Raw genomic sequence first — 21,751 nt, forward strand, 5'->3', positions numbered from 1 at the left:
ATGGCTCCACAGAGTGCCCGACCCCAGGAGAGTTGACCGTGAGTCCGGACCCGACTCGACCGGCCGCGGTCGTGCACATCGTCGACGACGACGAGGATCTTCGGCAGTCGCTCGCGTTTCTGCTCGCGAGTGTGGGGATCCAGGCGTTGACCTATCCGGACGCGGTGTCGTTCCTCGCGGAGTTCGATCCTGAGGAGACGGCGGTCGTTGTCGTGGATGTGCGCATGCCGGGGATGAGCGGGTTCCAGCTGCAGGAGCAGCTGCTGCGGCTCGGCTCCCCGGCGCCGGTCGTGTTCTGTTCGGCCCACGGCGACATCCCGATGTCGGTCCGCGCGTTGACACAGGGCGCGGTCGACTTCCTGGAGAAGCCCTACGAGCCGCAGCGGATGTTGGAGGTCGTCCAGGCGCAGCTGCTCGAGGCGGGTCGGCGGTTCGCCGAGCACGCGGACCGCCGGGAGGTGCTCCGGCGCCTGGACACGTTGACACAGCGGGAGCGTGAGGTGCTCCGCCTCGTCATCGACGGACTACCCAGTCAGGTCATCGCCAGGAAGCTGGGGGCGAGTGTCAAGACCATCGACGTGCACCGGGCGCGGATCAAGGCCAAGACCGACGCCGACAGCCTCGGCACGCTCGTGCGGGACATCCTGGTGCACAGGATCGACGTCTGACCAGTCACAGGTTGTGGAACCGGCGCTGGAAGTAGACCAGCGCACCACTGTCCTCTTCGGTCGTCACCTTGTCGACCTCGACGAACAGGACCGAGTGCGAGCCCTGGGCCCGCTCGTCCACGATCCGGCCGACCACCGAGGCGAGCGCGCCGCGAAGCACCGGGACCCCGTCGGTGTCGACGTCCCACGCCCCTTCGCTGAACCGCTCCGCTGGCGGCACCGCGCCGGCGAAGCGCGTTGCCAGGGCCTCGTGGTCGGCGCCGAGCACGTTCACGCAGGCACGGCCGTTGGCGACGAGGATGTCGTGCGAGCGGCTCGACCGGTTGACGCACACCAGCATGGTCGGCGGGGCGTCGGTCACCGCGCAGGCCGCGCTCACGGTCAGCCCGGCCCTGCCGTGCGGGCCGTCGGTGGTGATCACGCTCACGGCGGCGGACAGGTTCGCCATCGCGGCGCGGAACTCGCGCTGGGGTGTCGTCAGCTCGGACACGGTTCCTCCCTGTGGCGAGGGCATGTCCAGAAGGTACGGTCGAGGTCACCGCGTGGATATCGAGACTTTCACCGGTCTCGCTGAGGATTTCCCCTACACGAGCGGCAGTGTGATGCCGAACCGTGAGCCGCCCTCGTCGCGCCGTTCCGCCCAGATGGTGCCGTGCTGGCGGGTGATGATCCGGTAGCTCAGGGCCAGGCCGATGCCGCTGCCACCGTCCTTGGCGGTGAACGACTCCTCGAACGGGTCGCGGGGAATCCCCCGGCCCTGGTCGTCGACGGTGAGGACGCCGACGCCGTCACCGGCTCGCGTGGTGATGGTGACCCGCCGCTGCTCGGGGTCGCAGTCGGCCAGTTCGTCGATGGCGTTGAAGCACAGGTTGAGCACCACCTGCCCGGTCAGCACCCGTTCACACCGGACGGTCGTCGGGTGTGGCGACAGGCGCAGGTCCACCCGCACGCCGAGCGGGGCCGCCCGCAGACGCACGAAGTAGAGGCATTCCTCGACGACCTCGTTGAGATCCACCTCCTGCCGGATGTGTTCCAGATGTCCGACGAACGCACGCATCGCGGTGACGATGGCGCTGGCCCGCTCGATCTGCCGCACCGCGCTGTCGATGCCGTAGGTCAGGTCGGCCGCCTCGGGCGGGACACGAGTCCGTGCGCCGGCGAGGAAGTTGCCGGCGGCCGCCAGCGGTTGGCCGAGCTCGTGGGCGATCGCCATCGCCATGTCGCCCATCGCGTTGTAGCGCGCGAGGTAGTTCTCCCGGTGCAGCTCACGTTCCCGGCGCACCTCCTCGTGCTTCCGGTCGGTGACGTTGTGCAGGATCATCAACAGTGCGTCCCCGTCGGCTTCCTTCAACCGCTCCAGGCTGCCCTCCAGCCACACCGGATCGCCGTCGTCGCGGGAGACCTCCAGCTGGATCGCGGCCACCGGGTCGACGCGCGCCAGCGTCTCCTCCCAGGTGGACGGACGGCCGTCGAGCCGTAGCCTGCCGTAGTTCGCCAGCGGGCCGAGCGGCTCGTTCGCGACCGCGCCGATCAGCTCGACGGCGGTGTCGGTCGCGAACCGGAGGGCGCCGGACGCGTCGAGCATGAGCGCGACGATCGAGGTGTGGTGCGCCAGTGCGTCCACATAGGACGTGGTCAGTCGCAGCTCGCGCTCGATCTCCTGCTCCCGCTCGATGTCGCGGAACTGCACCATCACCGCCGGGCCCTGCGCCAGCTCGACACGCATCGCGAGCGCGTCGGTCGGGATCACCCGCCCCGCCCTGGTGCGGTAGTGCCACTCGATCCGGCTGGCACCTTTCTCGACGGCGTCCTGCAGCCAGGCCCGGCCGATGACCCGGTCGTACTGCTGCGCCGAGCTGCTCATGTCGTTCGCCTTGAGCGGCCGCAGTTCGGTGACACTCCAGCCGAGCATCTCGCACGCCGCCGGGTTGGCCCACAGGATGCTCTTGGTCGCCGCGTCATGGATGAGGACGCACAGGCTGGTGGCGTTCATCATCGCCACGAAGTCGCCTGTGACCAGTTCGGGAGCACGCGGGTCGACCTGCATCCCGCCAGGGTAGATCCTCCGGCAGCGGCGGCAGCACTGAAGAAATCCCCTACGTCCGCAGGGTCAATACTCATTCCGTTCCCACGGGTTCGTTCGTAGCCTCGGGAACCACCCCGAAACGACGAGGAGCAGAGATGGTCACCTTCGACGAGGTGCTCGCCGAGGTCGCGCAGCGCAGGGAGGAGTTCCGCGAGCAGCGTTACGTGCCGAAGGACTTCGTGGCCCGGCTCAAGGAGATCGGGCTCTACCGCGCAGCCACCCCGGCGAAGTTCGGTGGCGAGCCGTTGCCGCCTGCCGAGTTCCTCGACCGGATCGAGCGGATCTCGGTGGTCGACGGCTCGACCGGCTGGGTGGCGAGCTTCGGCTCCTCCCAGGTCTACCTGGCCGCGCTGCCAGCGGAAACGCAGGCCGAGCTGTACCGGAACGGCCCGGACGTGGTGTTCGCCGCCGGTCTCTGGCCCGTCCAGCCGGCCACGCCGACCGAGCGCGGGTTCCTGATCAACGGCCGCTGGAAGTTCGCCAGTGGCTGCATGGCCGCCGACATCCTCGGCGTCGGCATTCCCGGCGACGAGTCCTCCGGTGGCAAGCCGAGGGCCGCGCTGATGCCACCCGAGCAGGTCGAGATCATCCAGGAGTGGGATGTGGTCGGCATGCGGGGCACCGGCTCGTTCGACCTCGCCATCCACGACGTGGAGGTGCCCCGGGAGTGGACGTTCATCCGCGGCGGTGCGCCCACGATCGACGAGCCGCTCTACCGCTACCCGACCATCGCCTACGCCGCCCAGGTCCTCGCCATCGTCGGCGCCGGCGTCGCGCGGGCCGCGCTCAACCACGCCAAGGAGGTCGGCGCGGGTTACGCGGGCGTGACCGGTGCGCCGAAGCTGGCCGACCGGCCGTACTACCGTGCCGAGGTCGCGTCCGCGGAGGCCGCGCTGCGGTCGGCCAGGGCCTGGTTCTACGAGACGAGCCACGAGGTCTGGGAGACCGTGGTCGCGGGCGACCCCGCCAGCGACGAGCAGAACGCGTGTCTCCGGCTGTCCTCGACGCACCTGGCCAGGACGTCCTCGGAGATCGTCGAGAAGCTCGTCGGGATCTCCGGCACCGCGGCGATCAACAACGGCCACCCGCTGCAGCGCCTGCTCGGCGACGCCCTCGTGCCCAAGCAACACGCGTTCTTCGGGCCCGCGATGTACGACGCGGCCGGCGCCGTCCTCATGGGAATGCCGCCCACCACGCCCGGTTTCCGCTGAGAAGGGACCGGCATGCTGCGTGTGCTCTTCTGCGTCGGTATCAACCAGAACTTCTTCGACCTACCGAAGGACGGCATCACGACCGCCGACGTCTGGCAGGCCTTCGTGTCCATGATGGACCAGCTGAAGGCCTTACCTGGCGTGGACTACATCGGCGACATCGACGACGACTCGCACATGGTCGGCCCGTCCGACGGCTGGCCGTGGACCTGTTACCTGCTCGCCGACGTCGACACCCAGGACACCGTCAAGGCCGCCTGCAACCTCTTCCGCACCACACCGGTGGGTGAGGGCGGCGCCAGGCTCTGGCGGTTCGCCAAGATCGAGGCACGGATCGGCCGGGCACTCACCGTCCGCGAGGACGTGCTGTGACGCAGGTGGCCGTCGTCACCGGCGGTGCGCACGGCCTTGGCGAGTTCATCGTCCGCCGCCTGCACACCGGCGGCTACCGGGTCGCCGTGGCCGACATCGACGGCGCCGCGGCCACGGCGCTGGCGGACGAACTCGGTGGCACGGCACGGGCCTATGCCGTGGACGTGAGCGAGCGCGCCGCCCTGGAGCAACTGCTGGCCGACGTCGTCACCGACCTCGACGGCCTGCACGTCCTGGTCAACAACGCCGCACGCACACAGGCCAAGCCCGTCATGGAGATCACGCCCGCTGAGCTCGACGCCGTCATGGCCGTCAACTTCACCGGCACGTTCACCGCCTGCCAGGTGTTCGGCGCCTATCTCGCCGCGCAGGGCTACGGCCGGATCGTCAACGTGGCCTCGCTGGCCGGGCAGAACGGCGGCACGGCGACCGGCGCGCACTACGCGTCGTCCAAGGGCGCGATCCTGTCCGCGACGAAGGTCTTCGCGCGGGATCTCGCGGGCAGCGGCGTCACCGTCAACGCCGTCTCGCCCGGTCCGCTGGACAGCCCGACCGTGCGGGAGATCGTCGGCGAGGAGAACCTCACGGCCTTCGTCCGGAACATCCCGGTCGGACGACTCGGCGACCCGGCCTTCATCGCCGAGATGGTCGCCCTGCTCGCCTCGCCAGCCGCCGCCTCGGTGACCGGCGCCTGCTGGGACGCCAACGGCGGTCTCCACCTGCGCTGACCAGTCTGGCCGGCGACGAGCCGTCATTCGTCGCCGGCCAGAGTTCCTGGTGTCAGGCCAGGTTGATCCAGACGCCCTTGGTCTCGGTGAACTCGTCGATCGCGGTCGAGCTCATCTCGCGACCCCAACCGCTGGCGCCGAAGCCGCCCCACGGCGCGGCCGGATCGAGGAACGGCAGCATGTTGACGTAGACGCTGCCGGCGCGAATCGTGGCGGCGAGGTTGTGCGCGGTGGTCAGGTCCCTGGTCCACACGCAGGCGGCGAGCCCGTACTCGGTGTCGTTCGCCCTGGCCGTGAGCTCCTCCGGATCCGAATAGGACAGAATCGACAGCACCGGCCCGAAGATCTCCTCCCTGGCGATCACCATGTCGTCGCTGACACGGGCGAAGACCGTCGGCTGGAAGAAGTAGCCGCCGGCGAGGTCCCCGCCCGGCCGTTGCCCGCCGGTCACCAGCTCGGCACCCTGCTCCACGCCGAGCCGCACGTAGTGGGCGACCCGGTCGACCTGTTCCTGCGACACGAGCGGCCCCATGACCGTCTCGGGATTCAGGCCCGGCCCCACCGGGATGCCCGCCGCCGCGGCGGCGATCTTCTCGGTGAACTCGTCGACCCGCCGCTCGTCGACGTAGAAGCGGGTGTAGGCGGCGCAGACCTGGCCGCTGTTGAGCAACGCCCCCTGCAGGTTCCCGGCGACGGCGGCGTCGATGTCGGCGTCCCTGGCCACGATGCTGGGCGCCTTGCCACCCAGTTCGAGGCTGAGCCGCTTGAGGTTGCCCGCGGCGGCGGCCACGATCAGCTTGCCGACCTGCGTCGAGCCGGTGAAGGACACCTTGTCCACGCCGCTGTGCTCGGTCAGCGCCTTTCCGGTCGCCGGGCCGCCGGTCAGGCAGTTGACCACCCCGGGGGGCATCCCCGCCTCGAGACACAGCCGGGCCAGGAACACCGTGGTCAGCGGTGTCTGCTCGGCCGGCTTGAGCACCACGGTGTTGCCGCAGGCGAGTGCCGGGGCGAGTTTCCAGGCCGCGATCGCGAACGGCAGGTTCCACGGCGTGATCAACGCGCAGACACCGATCGGTTCGCGGCGCGTGTAGTGCATCGTGTTCGGAATGGACACCGCGGACACGGAGCCCTCGATCTTCGTGCACCAGCCCGCGTAGTACCGGAACATCTCGGCGGCCAGCGGCACGTTGAGGCCCTTGGCGATGCCGATCGGCTGACCCTGGTCCCGGGTCTCCAGCTCGGCGATCTCGTCGGCGTGCTGTTCGATCAGGTCGGCGACCCGCCACAGCAGCCGGGCCCGCGCCGCCGGGGGCATCGTGCGCCAGGCCGGGTCCTCGAAGGCGGCACGGGCCGCGCCGACCGCCGCGTCCACATCGGACTGTCCGGCCTCGGCGACCACGCCGAGCGGCGAGCCCGTCGCCGGGTCGTGGGTCTCGAACTCCGCGCCGTCACCGGCCGCCGTCCAGTCCCCGCCGATCAGCAGGCTCGCCGGTACGCTGACATCCGTGCCGTTCCGCGTCGCAGCGACGGTCATTTCGCGCTCTCCAGGATGAGGTCGGACGCCTTCTCGCCGATCATGATCGAAGGCGCGTTGGTGTTGCCCGACGGGACCGAGGGCATGATCGAGGCGTCCGCGACCCGCAGTCCGGCCACGCCGTGCACACGCAGGCTCGGGTCGACGACGGACATGGCGTCCAGTCCCATGCGGCAGGTGCCGACCTGGTGCTGGTACGTGCTCACCGCGCGCCGGACGTAGCCACGCAGGTCGTCCCGCGTCCGCGCGTCCGGACCCGGGGCCATCTCGGCCTTGCGCCACTCCGCGAACGCGGACGACGCGCCGATCTCCCGGCACATCTCCACGGCGTCCACGAGTGCTTCCAGGTCGTAGCTCTCGGACAACATGGCGGGATCGACCAGCGGGGTGATCTCCGGGTCCGCCGACGCGAGCCGCAGCGTGCCGCGGGAGAGCGGCCGGACGATGCCGGGCGCGATGGTGTAGCCGTGCTCGGGCATCGGGTAGCTCTCGGCCGGGTACACGACGTGGAAGAACAGCGGCTGCAGGTCCGGTCCCGGCCGCTTCGGGTCCGTGCTGGCGAACAGCTGCGCCTCCAGCAGGTTCGACTTGCCGGGCGGCAGTGGCTTGGTCGACTCGTAGACGTTGAAGACGATGGCGTGGTCGTGCAGGTTCTCCCCGACGCCCGACAGGTCGACCAGCACGTCGATGCCGAAGTCCCGCAGCTGCGCGGCCGGGCCGATGCCGCTGAGCAGGAGCAGGTGGGCCGATCCGATGACACCGCCGCAGAGGATGACCTCGGCCGCCGCACGAGCGCGGTGCAGCGTCCCGCCTGCCGAGTACTCGACGCCGACCGCCCGCCCACCCTCGAACAGCACGCGGTGCGCGCGTGCGCCGGTGGTCACGGTCAGCGCTGGGTGGTCGGCCACCGGGGCGACGAAGCTCTGCCAGGCGCTCATCCGCCGACCGTCCCGGACGGTGAGGTGGTTGAAGCCGACACCGGACATCTGCTCGCCGTTGAAGTCGTCGGTCCGCGGGATACCCAGTGCGGTGGCGGCCTCGACGAAGGCGAGGGCGGTCGGATGTGGATCGGTGATGCGGGAGACCGGCAGCGGGCCCCCGGCACCGTGCCATTCGGACGCCCCGTCGACGTGGTCCTCGGAGCGCTTGAACAGCGGCAGCACGCTGTCCCAGTCCCAACCGGGACACCCGCCGTACGCCCAGGAGTCGTAGTCGCCGCGATGGCCGCGGACGTAGATCATCCCGTTGATCGAGCTGCTGCCACCCAGGACCTTGCCGCGTGGCCAGACGATCGAACGACCGTTCGCGTGCGTCTGCGGAACGGTCGGCACGGCCCAGTCCATGTCGCCGTTCAGCAGCCCCGGCCAGGCCTGCGGGGTGCCGATCAGCGGGTCGTCGTCCCGAGGGCCAGCTTCGAGCACGTGCACGCTGTGGCCCTGGTCGAGCAACCGCCGCACGATGACGCTGCCCGCGGAGCCAGCGCCCACCACCACATAGTCGTGTGCCATGTCGCCTCCTCCCCCGATGTCGGGTGTCCAGAGCCCGAACGGTAGACAGTGGACACACGACCGGGAGGCCACCGCGTGCACGCGTATTCGCCAGTTCGTGCATCCCGAGTGGACCGGTGACCGGAACGGAACCGTTGACAGCGGACGGGTCCCGCGGCGAGGATCGACGATCCTTCGCCTGAGGCCCGGTGAGTGCAGCATGAGAGCACACGACTTCGAGCAGCTCGAGAAGTTCCAGGCCGCCGCGTCGCAGGCCTTCGTACCATTGCGCATCGACGTGCCGAAGGGAGTCGGCTTCCACGCCGCCTTCGCCGCGAAGAAGATCAACGATGTGCCGATCACGACGATAACGGGCACCGCGTGCTCGGTCCGCCGGGACACACGCACGATCGGTTCCACCGACCCCGAACTGATCAAGGTCGTACTACACAGACGCGGACGCGCCGGCGTGGAACAGGACGGACGACAGTGGCTGCTGAACCCCGGTGATCTCGTCGCCTACACCACGACCCGACCATACGAACTGCGCTACTGGAACGACTTCGACACAACGGTCATAGTGGTACCGCGCTCGAGGCTGGGCCCCAACGCCGAACTGGTGGGCCAGCGCTCCGCGGTTCACCTACCGGCCGGAGCAGGCGTCAGCTCGGTCGTGACAACCTGCCTGAACGGACTGAGCACCCACCTGGGCGAGGTCTCCAACGCCGCCGGCACGCACCTGGCGGACGCACTGGTCTCTCTGATCATCTCCGCATTCACCGAAGCGTCACCACGCCGACCGGAACCCACCGCACACCTGGCCGACCGCATCATCGCCTACTGCCTGACCAACCTGACCAATCCGACACTGTCGGTGGAGTCGGTGGCGCGCCAGCACGGCATCTCTGTGCGGTACCTCCACAAGGTGATTGGCCGACGCAACATCTCCCTGGCGGCCTGGATCAGACGCGAACGACTACGCAGAATCCACCGGGACCTGTCAAACCCCGCACTGTCCAACAAGACAACCACCGAGATCGCAATCCGCTGGGGCATCACGGACCCCACACACCTTGGCCGCGCACTGAAGCAGGAGTTCGGCCAGACCCCGACAGAAATCCGCCGCACAGACCCATAGGTTCGGTCCACAGAGGACCCTTTGCCTCCAACCGCAAAGGCATGGCTGGCCCATGTCCGCTGCCAGATGATTCCCCCGTCGGTTCGGTCAAGAACCTCACGAGGGAGTACCACAGTGCGAACAAAAGTAGCGGCGGCAGTCGGAACCATCCTGCTCTCCACGCTCGTGTTCACGGCAGGGAACGCGGCGGCCGCACCGTCCAAGCCGCCCGCGGAAGCCGCGGCAGCCGCCATCCGGAACTGCATCGACGTCACCAACAGAGACATCGGTCGCGGGGACACCGGTAACTACGTGCGGGAAGTGCAGTGCCTGCTCAACTGGGCTGTCCACCCGAGCACGTACCACAACATCTCCGTGGACGGCGAGTTCGGCCCGGACACCGAGGGCAAGGTCAGAAAGTTCCAGGAGTGCGCCAACACCCACGGCGCCGGCTTACGCGTGGACGGCCGGGTCGGCCCACGCACCGCACCACACCTGGAGTCCTGGGCCGCATCCAGCGCCTACGTCTGCTGAGCGAAGCCGCCGGGAATCGCGTGCGGGCTCTTCAGCTCCCGCACGCGATTCGCGACCACAATCGAGTCCAGGAGTGTCACATGAAAACCACAATGGCGGCGGTCATCGGATCCTTCGTGCTGTCCACGCTCGTCGTCGCCGCGGGAAACGCCACCGCGGTCACGCGCGAAGCGAACACCGGCACGGTTCAGGTGTGCGCGGACGTTCCCGTCCGGCCCCAGCCCTCCGTACGTCGGATCCAGTGTCTGCTCAACCTGGCGGTCAACCCGGCCACCTTCCCTCTGATTCCCGAGGACGGTCAGTCCGGTCCGGCCACCGTGGCCAAGCTCAAACTGTTCCAGGGCTGCGCCGGTCTGCCCGTGGACGGCCGGGTCGGCCCCAGGACGTTGGCGGAGTTGGAGTACTGGGCGAACTCCGGCTCGTACGTCTGCTGACACCGGTCACCAGAGCAGCCCCTTGCCGAGCATCTGGGGCACCGTCGAGTTGTTCAGTAAGAACAGCGTGCACGGGGTGGTCAGGACAGCGACGGTGGCCGGCCAGAACACGATGGCCGGCCACCGTATGGTTTTTCGTAGCCGCCGGTCGACGAGCAGTGCCACGGCCACCAGCACACCAACGCCGACCACGGCGAAGGCCGCGCCGACCTGCGCCTCCGCGCTGCCGTACGGGGCGGACACGTCACCCCACACCTTCGCGCGCACGTAGTAGCCGAACACCACGGCACTGGTCAGAGGGAAGGCCAGGACGTAGCCCAGCGCCAGGTTGGCGGCGACCCAGGCACCGAACCGGGCCCGGCCAGGTGCGGTCTCGCCGTCATCCGGCACCGGCTACCTCCACCTACTGTCGAAGGGTGGCGTTGTGTGCCTCGAAGATCTGGTACACACCGTACAGTTCGCCGCCGTACTGGTCGGCGCCGCTGCCGGTACCGTTGTAGCGGGCGAAGATCCTGCGTAGTTCGTCCGCGGTGTAGTCCAGCCGCAGCCCCTGCACGCCGACGGCGGCGGCGCCCTCGAACAGGACGAGCGGGACCGTGCCGATGTTGTAGTTGCCGTCGTCGTGCAGCGAGTTCCACACGTCGTAGACCACGTGCCAGTCGGCCCCGTTCAGACGGCTGCCCGAGATCAACCCGCCGTCGAGCGCCCAGTTCCTGGCTCGGATCGCGGTCCCGGCGAATATCTGCGCGATGCCGGTGCTCGCGTCCTCGTGCACGACGATCGGCGGCGTCGGCGGTGGGCCGATCGGCACCTGCTCCCACGCCTCGTACGCGAGCCTGTACGCGTACCAGGAGACGACCAGCCCGTCGGCGACGTTGTCGGCGGGCGTCTGCTTCCAGTACTCCCAGAAGACCTCCGACTGGATCAGCGCCTTGCGGACGCCGAAGGAGCGGCTCAGGTTGGTGATCAGCTCGTCGTAGGCGACCACCACGTCGATGGCCTCGTCGACCGAGTGCTTGAGTCCGGTGGTGTTCGAGGGGACGGTCGTGCTGTAGGCGACGAGGTCGCGGGAGAGGGCAGGCCGGAGGCTGTTGTTGAAGTAGGTGTCGAGCCGGGTGTCGGGCGTCGGGCGCACGGTGACCCGCGACTGGCCCGGGTCGCGGCCGGAGTAGAGGTTGTTGTCGATCTCGATGGCCCCGGCGCCCGACCCGACGGTGATGGTGATGATCTGGTCGTACGCCCAGTTCCTCGGCATCGGGAAGCCCAGGTTCCCACTGAACCCCGTGGACATGTCCGACACGAAGCTCGTCACCGTGAGTCCTTTGTCGAACAGCTGGGTGCAGACGTTCCTCGGCCCGTACACCCCGATCCGGTACGGGGCGCCGTAGTAGTCCATGGCTCGTCTGACGGCCCGGAAGTGCGGGATGATGTTGTTCGTGATGTCGGTGCCGAGCGCGTCGAAGTCGACGGCGAAGTAGATGATGGTCCCCCGCTCGAACCCGTAGCCGCTCGCGGCAGCGAGTGCCAGGCTCGCGTCCCGAGCTCCCTGCTGTTCGTTGAAGTAGTCGGCGGACAGACCCGAGGTCTGGTAGATCGGGAAGACCCGCATCCCCGCACCGAAGATGGTGTTGAGCTCACCCGGCTTGATGTTCTTGTCCAGGCTGGTGCCGGGCACGTTGGTCAGGTAGCGTCCGGCGACCCGGTAACCGGCCTGGAACAGCGCGGCCGCCCTGGCCGGGGTGATCTCGGTGACGCAGTCACAGGCGGCTCCGCGCCGGTCCGTGTCCCCGTTGCTGACCAGCAGCGAGCACCAGGTCTGGTAGTCGCCGGTCCCGTTGACCGGCAGCGCCACGAAGCTCTGGAAGCTCGTGACCTGGTCCCGGACGGTCTCGGAGTACCTCCCGTCGAACGCGACCTCGTACCGGTTGAAGATCATGCCGGCCTGGAACAGGCGCACGAACCTGGCCGCGCCGCTGTCCGACGCGCCAACGGTCAGCGCCGGACGGGCCCGCAGCGCGGCGCGGGTGGCCGGACCGAAGTTCCCGTTGGCGCCGGCCACGGCCAGCTCCATCTGCAACGCCCAGATCATCGCCTTCGACACGTCGCGCGACGGGTGCCCGTCGGTCGGGATGATGAAGAACCACGACTGGTTGTAGAAGCTCCGGTTCATCCACTGCTGTACGGCACGAACCATGGTCGAACCGTTCTCGACCACCACGTAGGCGTCCATGGTGAGCAGTGCCTTGAACTCCTTGGGAGACAGGGTGGAGCGGTCGTCGGTGAAGCCCATGTTGTGGCGCGTCTCCGACACCGCGCCGCGGGTGGTGTCGGAGTAGACGCCGCTGAGCTGGTCACCCCAGTAGCCCTTGCAGTACTGGGCGCACTGCACGATCCGGACGACGTTCACCGGCAGGCCCGGACGGATGTCGCCGAACTTGCTGGTCAGCAACGACATCGTGGTCGGCCCGAAGGTGTCGGACAGCTGGTCGCCGCTCAACCCGAGCTCGATCTGCAGCGCGCGGGTCAACGCGAACATCGTGGGCCAGCCCGTGCGGCCGGTCTCGGGCGCGGGACGGAAGCCGGCGACGTCCCGGTAGACCGTGTTGACCCACTGTTGTGCGCGCAGCACCCACTCGTCCACCAGCGGTCCGAGAAACCCGAGCCCGACGGAGTTCGCGGAGAACAGGTCCGCGTCGCCGCGGACCTGTTCGAGTTCGGGCCGGGTCGGTGGCGGCTTGGCGGCGGAGTCCGGCGGCGCCTCGCCAGGCGGTGGCCGGAGCACCCCCTGTTCGGCCGAGGCCACCTGGCCGGTGGCGGTGGTCATGCCCACCGTCGCGCCGGCGGCCGTACCCATCAACTTGAGCGCGCTTCTTCGACGCATTCTCGCGCCGGGCCGGATCTCCATTGCCGTCCTCCTCGGGTCAGCTCCCGGTAGGTCCTGTGTGGACTGTCGAGCGGCTGTCGGTCCGCTCGCCGATCAGTAGCGCGGTGCCAAGGGGCGTGGTGGTGTGCAGCACGGCTGGTCCTTGCCGGTTGCTGGTGACGAGGCCGGTGTCGCGGAGGATGGCGGCCTGTTTGCTCGCCGACCCGACGGAGATGCCGAGCAGCGTGGCCAGCTCGGAGGTGCTGCGGGACACGAGCAGCGCACGCAGACATTCCGCGCGGGTACGACCGAGCAGGGACGTCAGCCGGTCCGGGACGAGCACGGTGTCGTGGATCCGCGGGTGGTCACCGTGGGCCTGGTAGACCAGCACGGGCGGCAGCTCGGGGTCGAGCCACGTGATCGGGCTGTGGAAACAGAAGTACGACGGCATCAGCACCAGCCCCCGGCCGCCGAGATGCACGGTGCGATCGACCGGATAGCGGGTCAGCAACACCTGTCCGTCCCAGCCGAGCACGCCGGGCAGGTTTCGCAGGAGCGCGCCGACGCCGTGCTCGGCGAGCTGTCTGGCCCGTGCGACGCGGTCCTCGGCGACGACCTCGCACACCTGTGCCCAGTGCGGCGCGACCAGCAGCGCGTGCACGTCCCGTACGGCGCGCACGACCTCGCCCATGGTCTTGCCGTCACCGCGGGCCAGCGACGCGACCCATGGCGGTGCGGCGCGGTGCGCGAACACCGCGGCCAGATCCGCGACGAGACGTGTCCGGGGTGTGCAGAGCATCGCCTCGCAGCCGGCGTCGAGATCGACGGGCCCTGGCGGGGTGAGAAAGTCGGGAAAGGCGCCCCGCGGCGCGATCAGGTGGCGCAGCAGCGCCATCGCGTGCTGCCCACGATGCGCGCCGGCGACCCGGCGTTCGACCTCCTGCCGCCATCCGACCAGTGGCGCGGACAGCTGTCGAACCTGAGTCTTGTGCAGGCCGAGCACCAACTCCCACATCGGCTCGGGGGCGTTCGCCAGTCGCACCCGCTGTAAATCCTGACGATCGAACACCATGCGCAACGACATGCTTCCCCCAGCTGTCGCATCACTGTCTTTTCGCGCTTCTCGATTATATGTTCCCGACCGCTTCCGATCCCCGATCGACCAAAAAACAGCGGAAATACGTGGCGGTATCGCGCGATTCCGAAGCCCCCCGACGCTGGTCCGCCGATCACCCACCGCGACACGTTCGGCGTGTGCTGACCGGCAGACCAGCCGTCCTCCCCCTCGTGCCCAAGTCCAGCATCCACGGCGTTGCGACGGAAGGCCGATTGACAGGTCCGCACAAGTCCGTACAGTCGTTTTGGTGCGGCGTTAGCGCACGACAATGCCAGTTTGGGGTTCGCGGCACGACACCTGGTGGGGAGGCGTGGTGCGCGACGGCGATGGCGCCCCGCGGCCGGCGACGGTGGGGACGAAGAAGGACTTCGGGCTCGCGCTGACCGCGGTACGAGAAAGCGCCGGGCTTACCGTGCGTGATCTCGCCAGAAGGGTCGACGTACCGCTCGGCACGATCAGCGGGTGGTGCACCGGCCGCCATTTACCGACTTTGTCGCAGAAAGACATGTTCCTGCGGTTGCTGGCGACGTGCGGCGTCACCGAGGAAAAACCCGTCGAGGAATGGTTGGACTGCTGGCTACGACTTCGGCGGCCGTTGGGGCAACAACGGACCGACGTGCCGACCCCGTACCGCGGGCTGGAGCCTTTCCAGCCGGAGCACGCCGACTGGTTCTTCGGGCGGTCGCGGTTGACGGAGACACTGGTGCACCGCGTCACCTCAGGTGGGCCGGGCATGGTGGTCGCTGTCGGCTCGTCCGGTTCGGGGAAGTCGTCGCTGCTGCGTGCGGGTCTGCTGCCGGCGCTGTGCGGGAACGGCCGGTGGCAGGGTCTGCCGCTCACACCAGGTCCGCGTCCCACCTCGGTGTTGGCGGCCCGGCTCGCCATGGTCGTTGATCTGGCGCCGGACGCGATCGAGGCAGAGCTCCGCGACCAGCCTGCACTGGCCGCGCGCCGAGTCCAGGAACTGGCCGCGACTCGACTCCTACTCGTCGTGGACCAGCTCGAGGAGCTCTTCACGGCCACGGACGGCGATGTCGACGAGCAGGGGACGTTTCTCGACGCCCTGCTGGCGCTGGCCGCGAACGACGCGCTGCGTGTGGTCGCGGCGATGCGGGCGGACTTCTACCCGGATGCCCTGCGGTGGCCCGTGCTGGCGTCCGCCCTGCAGGACAACCAGGTCACCGTGGGGTCGATGACGGACGACGAGCTGCGGCAGGCGATCGTCGAACCGGCGAGGCTGGCCGGGGTCGACATCGAGAGCGGGCTGGTCGACGTGCTGCTGCGCGACCTCACGCCGGCGGGCGCCCGCCACGGCCGCATGGACACCGGTGCTTTGCCGCTGCTGTCCCACGCGCTGCTGGCGACGTGGGAGCAGGGCAGGCGGCGGACGATGTCGGTCGCACAGTACGTCGCGACGGGCGGCATCCACGGTGCCGTCGCCACCACGGCGGAGTCCGTCTTCACCGGCCTCACCGAGTCCGACCAGTCCCTGGCGCGTCAGCTGTTCCTGCGGCTCGTGCACGTCGGGGACGGCACCCCGGACACCCGCCGCCGCGTGCGGCTGGAGGAGCTGACCGGCGGACGCGAAGAAAGCACGACGGACCTGTTGGGTCGCTACGTGGATCGCAGGCTGATCACCGCTGACGTCGACGGGGTGGAGATCAGCCACGAAGCGCTGCTGGACTCCTGGCCACGGCTGCGGGACTGGATCGACACCGACCGGTCCGGCCTCCGCCTGCACCGGAACCTGACCGAAGCGGCGCGGAGCTGGCAGGACGCTGACCGCGACCCTGGGGCGCTGTACCGGGGTATGCGACTCGACGCGGCGGTCGACTGGGTCACCAGGCGGGACCACCGCGATGAGCTCAACCAGCTGGAGCAGGAGTTCGTGGACGCCAGCGTCTCGGCGGCCCGAGCGGAACGCGTCCGTGAGCGGCGAGGGACCCGGCGGCTGCGCTGGCTCGCCGCCGCGCTCGGCGTACTGCTTCTGCTGTCCGCCGGCACCACGGTCTACTCGATCCAGCAGCGGGCCGCGGCCGACCGGGAACGCAACCTCGCGATCTCGCGGCAGGTCGCCGGCACCGCCAGCCGCCTGGCGGACAGCGACCCGGCCCTGGCCGCCCAGTTGGCGGTGGCGGCCTACCGCATCGCGCCGACCGTCGAGGCAAGGTCCAGCCTCCTGGCCGCGGCAAGCCGACCAGCGGTGAGCCGCATGGTGCGCCCCGGCGGCGCGATGCAGGCTGTGGCCGTCGACCCCGAGGGAACCCTGCTCGCGGCCGCCGGCGCCGTCGAGTCCGACACCGAGGTCCTGCTGTGGGACCTCCGTGATCCACTGAAGCCGAAACTCCTGGACGCACGGCTGACCGGTCACGGTGGCGAGATCTACGCGGTCACGTTCTCGCCGGACGGCGCCATCCTGGTCACCGGTTCGACCGACAACACCGTGCGGTTGTGGGACGTCTCCGACCGCACGCGTCCCCGGCAGCTCGGCCAGCCGCTCACCGGACCGCTCGACGCGATCGTCGCGGTCGAGTTCAGCCCGGACGGCAACCTCCTGGCGGTGGGCAGCCGCGACCGGGCCATCCAGCTCTGGGACCTGCGCGACCGAGAACGTCCCGTCCCGACAGGGTCCCCGCTGACCGGGGCGACCGGCGCCGTCCAGTCGATCGCCTTCACCCCGGCCGGCGACGTGATGGCGGTCGCGGACGCCGGCGGCGCCGTCCGCGTCTGGAACGTCCGCGACCGGCAGCCCCTCGGTGCTCCGCTGACGGTGCCGAGCCGGGTCAACGCGGTCGCGTTCAGCCCCGACGGCACGACGCTCGCCGCGGGCAGCAACGACGCGAACGTGCGGCTGTGGACCATGACCGATCCCGCCCGACCCGCACCCGCCGGCACGCTCACGGGCGTGACCGGCTGGGTCAACGCGATCGCCTTCAGCGCTGACGGGACACGGTTGGCCTCCGCCAATTCGGCGGCCCGGGTCCAGGTCTGGGACCTGGCCACCCAGCGGATGGTGCTCGACCTCCCCCATCCCGAACCCACGACGGCGGTCGCCTTCCGCGATGACGACCGCGTGCTCTACACCAACAGCACCGACGGCATCGCGCGCCGATGGCTGGTGCCCGGCCCCGTCCTGCCAACGGAAGGCCGCCAGATCACCGGCCTCGCCTTCCACCCCGACCGGCCACTGCTCATCGACGGGGGAACCGACCAGCGGCTCTGGGACGTGACGAACCGGGACCGCCCGACCCCACTCGGTCCGGCGCTGACCGCGCCACCCGACTCCGACCGGATGACCGGCAACGTCACCCTGAGCCCCGATGGTGACACGCTTGCCGGCGCGACCCGCGCCGGCAACACCATCCTGTTCTGGGACGTCACGGAACCGGACCGTCCCAGGCAGCTCCCGGTTCGTCTCACCGGCCACACCGCGCTGATCGAACACGTCGCCTTCAGCCACCACGGCCGGCTTCTCGCCAGCACCAGCGACGACGGCACGGTCCGCCTGTGGGACACCGCCGACGTACACGCGCCGACGGCGCTCGCCACCCTCGACCCGGCTGTCGGGTTCGTCTACGCCGCGGCGTTCAGCCAGGACGACGAGACACTCGCGGCCGTGACGCAGGACGGTTACCTCGCCCTGTGGGACGTCCGCGATCCCCGGCGCCCCACGCCCCTCCGTCCCCCCGTCAAGGTGGCCACCGACGACGCCCGGTCACTCGCGATCAGCCCGGACAACCGCACCCTCGCCGTGGGCATCGCGAACGGCACGGTGCAGTTGTGGGACATCGAGAACCCCCGCGACCCCAAGCCCGCCGGCCCCGCCACCACCGGCCCGGACGGCATCATCCATTCGCTCGCGTTCAACCCCGACGGAGCCATTCTCGCCGGCGGCGCGGGCGGCACCGGTCAGACCTGGATGTGGCGGGTCGCCGACGGGCGAAGCCTGGACCCGCTGGCCATCCTGCGGGGTTCCACGACGACCTGGAACCTCCAGTTCTCCCCGGACGGGCACGTCCTCGCGGCCGCCGCCGGCGACGTCTACCTGTGGGAGACGGACACCCAGCGCGCGATCCGACGCATCTGCGAGCACACCGGCGACGGGATCAACGAGTCCGAATGGGACAGGAATGTCCCGGGCGCGCCACTCCAGAGGATCTGTCCATGATGGACAGTGAACCTTGGTGGATCCGTTCACGGACACGGCAGCGCGCGGCTCGATTCAACCAAGAACGCCGTGGCCCAGTCCGGTTCGGAGTCGGCGGGCACGCCCAGCGCCAGTAGGTAGGCGTGAAGCATGTCGCCGGTGAACCGGCTTGCCTTGGTTCGTCTTCGATACGCCGCCTCGTCCTCGAACGCGAACATCGTGCCGCTGGTCTCGAAGACCCAACGGCCGCCGTCGTCGGCGGCAGCGACGGTTCGCTCCAGGGCGAGCGGTGGCTGACCGTCAGGGCCATACACCTCCAGAATGCGCGCGGGATAGCCCGCCTCGCCGGCATCGACACGCGCCGCGCGGATTCCCCGGCAGTTGAGCTCGCGCGCCGCGAGGCTCGGTAACACACCGACATCCGTTCCGAGGGGAGTGTTGTTCATGACGAGGGTCCAGCCGTCGATCGCGACGCAGGCGTACCGGCTCATGATCGACGCGGGCGCGAGTGCCGGTAGGACGTCGTCGAGCGACTGCCATTCGGGCGTTGACGCGACCCAACCCGTGCCGAGCCCCGCAACGAGCCATTCGGCGAATTTTCGATGGTGGCACGCGAAGTAGCCGACTTCTTGCGTCGTCGGACCGCCCACACCGGACGGAAGGTTCACGGGACCGGCTCCCAGTACGTCTCTATCCGGTGGCCGTCGGGATCCAGGCACTTGAAGGACACGTAGCCGGACTCGTCGGCCTGCTCGATGATCTCGATGCCGTCCGCGGTGAGTCGGTCGCGTAGTGCGCGCACGCCCGCCGGCTCGGGGAACCGGAAGCCGAAGTGCAGGAACTCGGGCAGCGGGCCGACCTCGCCGAGCACCGGGTGCAGGGCGAGGTCGAAGCCGTCCGCGTTTCGGATGATCACCGTGCCGTCCGGGTATCGCTGGGCGGTGGCCGGGTCGAACCCGAAGTACTCGCTGTAGAAGCGCTGGCTGCGCTGCTCGTCGCGCACCGGCAGGCCCAGGTGGGTCAGCTGCATGACCCCAGGTTCCGGTTCGGCGCGCCGCACCGCAAATACGTTTCAGCCGGCGACGGTGGCCGCGCCGGTGAGGGCGAGGTAGCCGTCCTCGAGGGTGGGTTCCACGGGTTCCGCGTCCCCGGTTGGCCGGACGTCCGAGACCACGCGGTACCGGGTGCCGTTCTCGTGTGCGAGGGCGGACACGACCGTGCCGGGTGGTGGTGCGGCGGCGCGGGTCGTCACCGACCACACGCGGCCGTTCGCGTGGGCCACCACCTCGTCGACGGTGCCACGGAACCGGACCTGGCCCCTGCTCAGGATCGCCACCTGGCGGCAGGTCTGCGCGACGTCCTCGACGATGTGGGTGGACAGCAGGACGGTCCGTGAGCCGGGCAGCTGGCTGAGCAGGGTGCGGAACCGGATCCGTTCCTCGGGGTCGAGGCCGGCGGTCGGTTCGTCCACGATCAGCAGCCTCGGGTCGTTCAGCAGCGCCTGCGCGATGCCGATCCTGCGGCGCATGCCACCGGAGAAGCCCTTCAGCCTGCGGTCGGCCACGTCGGCCAGTGCGACCAGCTCCAGCATCTCCCCCACGCGGCGGCGCCGGTCGGCGGTGTGGTCGATTCCCTTCAGCAGGGCCACGTAGTCGAGGAACTGGCGTGCGGTCAGGTCCGGGTACAACCCGAGATCCTGTGGCAGGTAACCGAGTTCGGCCTTCACCGCCTGGCGACCATGCTTCGTGGCCACCTCGTGCCCACCCGCGACCACCCGGCCCGCCGTGGTGCGCAGCAGGCCAGCGAGTATCCGCATCAACGTGGTCTTGCCGGCTCCGTTGCTGCCCAGCAGTCCGAACATCCCGGTCGGGATGTGCAGGGTGAGGTCGTCCAACGCGGTCACGCCGCCGCGAAAGGTCCTCGTGACGTTCTGGATGTCGATGTCCACGACGGGAGTCTCCTAGCGGGTCGAACGGGACTGGAGCGCGTGCGCGCCGGCGAGCATCAGCGCGCTCAGCGCGGCGATCAGCGCGATGGACAACAGCGAGGTGGCGGTGCCGACCTCGGGACGCAGCGCGTTGAACGGGTCGCCGGGCGGGCGGACGAGTTCACCGTCGTAGCCGAAGAACTGCCGTAGCCCGTAGGCACCGTCCGGCGCCAGCACGGTCTGCGCGGTGGTGGGCATCGCCGCGGGCCCGACGGCGTTGCCCCAGAACCAGTAGCCGACGAACAGCACGCGGAACAGCGCCGTCGGCATCACCAGCGGGAACACCAGCGCGGCCGCGCCGACGAACGCCAGCCCTGGCACGGTGACGACGGCGAAGATCCCGATCGTCCAGCCGAGCGCCGCCCAGTCGCCTTCGGTGATCCCGTACGCGGCGCCGACGACGAGGTACAGCACGAGGATGGGGACCGCGGTTGCGACGCAGCTGCCGACGAACTTGCCGGCCAGCCGTGCTGTCGCCCCGGCCGGGGTCGCGTCGAGCACCTCGGCGACCCTGATCTGCCGGTCGCGGACCAGCCGGTCGGCCAGCAGGCAGCCGTAGCCGACGGGCAGCAGGAGCTGGAGCAGCAGCGCTGCGCGTGCCATGGCGAGCTTGGTGTCGTTCGCGCCGAACACGGTGGACGACACCTGTCCTGCGCCGATCGCGACCAGCAGGAGCGCGAGCACGCCCGTGACGATCCAGACGGACTTCTTGCGCCACTGCATCGTGAACTCGTAGCGCATGGTGGTGACGAAGGACGTCACGATCCCTCCCCCGAGAAGATGGCTTCGGACGTGGTGAGCACGACCCAGGCGAGCAGGAAGAGCCCGACCGCGGCGCCGAGCAGCACGAGCCGGTTGGCCGTCCAGTCCTCCGGCGCGCCGCCTCTGGTGGTGGCGAACAGGTTCAGCATCCTGGTGGCCGGCGACGACAGCATCAGGCTGTTGAGCACCTGCTGGGTAAGCCACACCACGGCGACGATGCCGGCGGCGGCGCCCGGGTTGCGCAGCAGTGCACCAGCGAGAAACCCAAGCGCGGCAAGGAAGAGCACGGGGCTGAGCCAGGTCAGCTGACCCGGCAGCGGTGCGTGCGCGGCGGGCCAGCGCTCCCACCACCCGGTCGCCGCGAGTGCCGCGCTCGCCAGCACGGCCAGCACGGTGATCCAGGCCAGGCTCACGGTCAGCCGCCGCAACAGTGTCGCGGGATAACCGGTCCGGCAGCTGGCCGCGAGCTCGGCCACCGGGTCGTGTCCGATCAGGGAGGCGGCGCCGACCCCGGCCGCCAGCGGCAGGAGCATCTCCAGTGTGCCCAGCAGGGTTCTGGCGATGCTGATGTCGTTCTCGGCGGCACCGAACTGGATCGTGGCCGCGATCGTCCCGAGCACGAGCACCGAAGGTGGTGCGAGCAGGGCGGTCCAGCCGGCACGGCGTGCTTCGTGCCGCCAGAGAGCAGGTGGTCTCATACCGGT

Annotated in this window: 20 protein-coding genes; 8 read left to right on the top strand and 12 right to left on the bottom strand. The window is 69.5% G+C overall.

Annotation, left to right across the window (positions count from 1 at the left end; all coding sequences use genetic code 11):
• Positions 1 to 38: 38 nt before the first annotated feature.
• Positions 39 to 668 carry a response regulator transcription factor gene (locus VF106_RS08010; protein ID WP_330838951.1) on the top strand — a complete coding sequence of 210 codons (630 nt, stop codon included), beginning with the start codon at positions 39 to 41 and terminating at the stop codon, positions 666 to 668.
• Positions 669 to 672: 4 nt separating this feature from the next.
• Here the strand turns inward: VF106_RS08010 and VF106_RS08015 are convergent, their stop codons facing one another.
• Complete coding sequence (locus VF106_RS08015) at positions 673 to 1,158, bottom strand: flavin reductase (RefSeq protein ID WP_330838952.1); 486 nt, start codon at positions 1,156 to 1,158, stop codon at positions 673 to 675.
• Positions 1,159 to 1,251: 93 nt separating this feature from the next.
• On the bottom strand, positions 1,252 to 2,715 hold the full coding sequence (locus tag VF106_RS08020; protein ID WP_330838953.1) for an ATP-binding protein: 1,464 nt from the start codon (positions 2,713 to 2,715) through the stop codon (positions 1,252 to 1,254).
• A gap of 134 nt (positions 2,716 to 2,849) precedes the next feature.
• Between VF106_RS08020 and VF106_RS08025 the strand changes: the two genes are divergently transcribed.
• Genes VF106_RS08025 through VF106_RS08035 form a run of 3 tightly spaced genes read left to right on the top strand, consistent with a single transcriptional unit; the run spans position 2,850 to position 5,065 of the window.
• Positions 2,850 to 3,965, top strand: coding sequence for an acyl-CoA dehydrogenase family protein (locus VF106_RS08025; RefSeq protein WP_330838954.1), 1,116 nt, complete (start codon positions 2,850 to 2,852; stop codon positions 3,963 to 3,965).
• 12 nt (positions 3,966 to 3,977) lie between these two features.
• Positions 3,978 to 4,337: a hypothetical protein gene (locus tag VF106_RS08030; RefSeq protein WP_330838955.1), complete on the top strand. Its 360-nt coding sequence runs from the start codon at positions 3,978 to 3,980 to the stop codon at positions 4,335 to 4,337.
• Complete coding sequence (locus tag VF106_RS08035; RefSeq protein ID WP_330838956.1) at positions 4,334 to 5,065, top strand: SDR family NAD(P)-dependent oxidoreductase; 732 nt, start codon at positions 4,334 to 4,336, stop codon at positions 5,063 to 5,065. Before VF106_RS08030 ends, VF106_RS08035 begins: the two co-directional genes overlap by 4 nt.
• A gap of 52 nt (positions 5,066 to 5,117) precedes the next feature.
• On the opposite strand, the gene VF106_RS08040 is transcribed toward VF106_RS08035, so the two are convergent.
• Both VF106_RS08040 and VF106_RS08045 read right to left on the bottom strand, forming a co-directional pair.
• The gene (locus VF106_RS08040) at positions 5,118 to 6,599 is read right to left on the bottom strand and encodes an aldehyde dehydrogenase family protein (RefSeq protein WP_330838957.1); all 1,482 of its coding nucleotides are present in this window, start codon (positions 6,597 to 6,599) and stop codon (positions 5,118 to 5,120) included.
• Entirely contained in the window at positions 6,596 to 8,107 is a 1,512-nt protein-coding gene (locus VF106_RS08045; protein WP_330838958.1) for a GMC family oxidoreductase, read from the bottom strand. The genes VF106_RS08040 and VF106_RS08045 overlap by 4 nt, the downstream gene beginning before the upstream one ends.
• A 199-nt stretch (positions 8,108 to 8,306) precedes the next feature.
• Between VF106_RS08045 and VF106_RS08050 the strand changes: the two genes are divergently transcribed.
• The 3 genes from VF106_RS08050 (at position 8,307) to VF106_RS08060 (ending at position 10,171) form a co-directional block, all read left to right on the top strand.
• Positions 8,307 to 9,224, top strand: a complete 918-nt coding sequence (locus VF106_RS08050; protein ID WP_330838959.1) for an AraC-like ligand-binding domain-containing protein — start codon at positions 8,307 to 8,309, stop codon at positions 9,222 to 9,224.
• Positions 9,225 to 9,338: 114 nt separating this feature from the next.
• On the top strand, positions 9,339 to 9,737 hold the full coding sequence (locus VF106_RS08055) for a peptidoglycan-binding domain-containing protein (RefSeq protein WP_330838960.1): 399 nt from the start codon (positions 9,339 to 9,341) through the stop codon (positions 9,735 to 9,737).
• Positions 9,738 to 9,817: 80 nt separating this feature from the next.
• Positions 9,818 to 10,171, top strand: a complete 354-nt coding sequence (locus VF106_RS08060) for a peptidoglycan-binding domain-containing protein (RefSeq protein ID WP_330838961.1) — start codon at positions 9,818 to 9,820, stop codon at positions 10,169 to 10,171.
• A 6-nt stretch (positions 10,172 to 10,177) separates the two neighbouring features.
• Here the strand turns inward: VF106_RS08060 and VF106_RS08065 are convergent, their stop codons facing one another.
• From VF106_RS08065 to VF106_RS08075, 3 genes are read right to left on the bottom strand one after another with little or no spacing between them, the layout of a single operon-like run.
• The gene (locus VF106_RS08065; protein ID WP_330838962.1) at positions 10,178 to 10,561 is read right to left on the bottom strand and encodes a hypothetical protein; all 384 of its coding nucleotides are present in this window, start codon (positions 10,559 to 10,561) and stop codon (positions 10,178 to 10,180) included.
• Positions 10,562 to 10,574: 13 nt separating this feature from the next.
• Positions 10,575 to 13,076, bottom strand: coding sequence for a glycoside hydrolase domain-containing protein (locus tag VF106_RS08070; RefSeq protein ID WP_330838963.1), 2,502 nt, complete (start codon positions 13,074 to 13,076; stop codon positions 10,575 to 10,577).
• A gap of 16 nt (positions 13,077 to 13,092) precedes the next feature.
• Positions 13,093 to 14,106: a winged helix-turn-helix domain-containing protein gene (locus VF106_RS08075; protein WP_330838964.1), complete on the bottom strand. Its 1,014-nt coding sequence runs from the start codon at positions 14,104 to 14,106 to the stop codon at positions 13,093 to 13,095.
• A gap of 358 nt (positions 14,107 to 14,464) precedes the next feature.
• On the opposite strand from VF106_RS08075, the gene VF106_RS08080 reads away from it, so the two are divergent.
• Positions 14,465 to 18,319, top strand: coding sequence for an nSTAND1 domain-containing NTPase (locus VF106_RS08080; RefSeq protein ID WP_330838965.1), 3,855 nt, complete (start codon positions 14,465 to 14,467; stop codon positions 18,317 to 18,319).
• Between the two features lie 26 nt (positions 18,320 to 18,345).
• Here the strand turns inward: VF106_RS08080 and VF106_RS08085 are convergent, their stop codons facing one another.
• From VF106_RS08085 to VF106_RS08105, 5 genes are read right to left on the bottom strand one after another with little or no spacing between them, the layout of a single operon-like run.
• Positions 18,346 to 18,966, bottom strand: coding sequence for a hypothetical protein (locus tag VF106_RS08085; RefSeq protein WP_330838966.1), 621 nt, complete (start codon positions 18,964 to 18,966; stop codon positions 18,346 to 18,348).
• On the bottom strand, positions 18,963 to 19,328 hold the full coding sequence (locus tag VF106_RS08090; RefSeq protein WP_330838967.1) for a VOC family protein: 366 nt from the start codon (positions 19,326 to 19,328) through the stop codon (positions 18,963 to 18,965). The genes VF106_RS08085 and VF106_RS08090 overlap by 4 nt, the downstream gene beginning before the upstream one ends.
• A gap of 42 nt (positions 19,329 to 19,370) precedes the next feature.
• Positions 19,371 to 20,246 carry an ABC transporter ATP-binding protein gene (locus VF106_RS08095; RefSeq protein WP_330838968.1) on the bottom strand — a complete coding sequence of 292 codons (876 nt, stop codon included), beginning with the start codon at positions 20,244 to 20,246 and terminating at the stop codon, positions 19,371 to 19,373.
• 12 nt (positions 20,247 to 20,258) lie between these two features.
• Positions 20,259 to 21,047: an ABC transporter permease gene (locus VF106_RS08100; RefSeq protein WP_330838969.1), complete on the bottom strand. Its 789-nt coding sequence runs from the start codon at positions 21,045 to 21,047 to the stop codon at positions 20,259 to 20,261.
• A complete protein-coding gene (locus VF106_RS08105; protein ID WP_330838970.1) occupies positions 21,044 to 21,745 on the bottom strand; it encodes a hypothetical protein in 702 nt (233 codons plus the stop codon). Before VF106_RS08105 ends, VF106_RS08100 begins: the two co-directional genes overlap by 4 nt.
• Positions 21,746 to 21,751: the final 6 nt, after the last annotated feature.

This window comes from Actinophytocola sp. (genome assembly GCF_036378875.1).
Taxonomy (GTDB): domain Bacteria; phylum Actinomycetota; class Actinomycetes; order Mycobacteriales; family Pseudonocardiaceae; genus Actinophytocola.

Bases quoted from the DNA above. Each gene is read 5' to 3' on its own strand.
- VF106_RS08020 (WP_330838953.1), bottom strand. From the start codon at position 2,715: ATGCAGGTCGACCCGCGTGCTCCCGAACTGGTCACAGGCGACTTCGTG.
- VF106_RS08025 (WP_330838954.1), top strand. From the start codon at position 2,850: ATGGTCACCTTCGACGAGGTGCTCGCCGAGGTCGCGCAGCGCAGGGAG.
- VF106_RS08030 (WP_330838955.1), top strand. From the start codon at position 3,978: ATGCTGCGTGTGCTCTTCTGCGTCGGTATCAACCAGAACTTCTTCGAC.
- VF106_RS08040 (WP_330838957.1), bottom strand. From the start codon at position 6,599: ATGACCGTCGCTGCGACGCGGAACGGCACGGATGTCAGCGTACCGGCG.
- VF106_RS08045 (WP_330838958.1), bottom strand. From the start codon at position 8,107: ATGGCACACGACTATGTGGTGGTGGGCGCTGGCTCCGCGGGCAGCGTC.
- VF106_RS08050 (WP_330838959.1), top strand. From the start codon at position 8,307: ATGAGAGCACACGACTTCGAGCAGCTCGAGAAGTTCCAGGCCGCCGCG.
- VF106_RS08060 (WP_330838961.1), top strand. From the start codon at position 9,818: ATGAAAACCACAATGGCGGCGGTCATCGGATCCTTCGTGCTGTCCACG.
- VF106_RS08070 (WP_330838963.1), bottom strand. From the start codon at position 13,076: ATGGAGATCCGGCCCGGCGCGAGAATGCGTCGAAGAAGCGCGCTCAAG.
- VF106_RS08075 (WP_330838964.1), bottom strand. From the start codon at position 14,106: ATGGTGTTCGATCGTCAGGATTTACAGCGGGTGCGACTGGCGAACGCC.
- VF106_RS08090 (WP_330838967.1), bottom strand. From the start codon at position 19,328: ATGCAGCTGACCCACCTGGGCCTGCCGGTGCGCGACGAGCAGCGCAGC.
- VF106_RS08105 (WP_330838970.1), bottom strand. From the start codon at position 21,745: ATGAGACCACCTGCTCTCTGGCGGCACGAAGCACGCCGTGCCGGCTGG.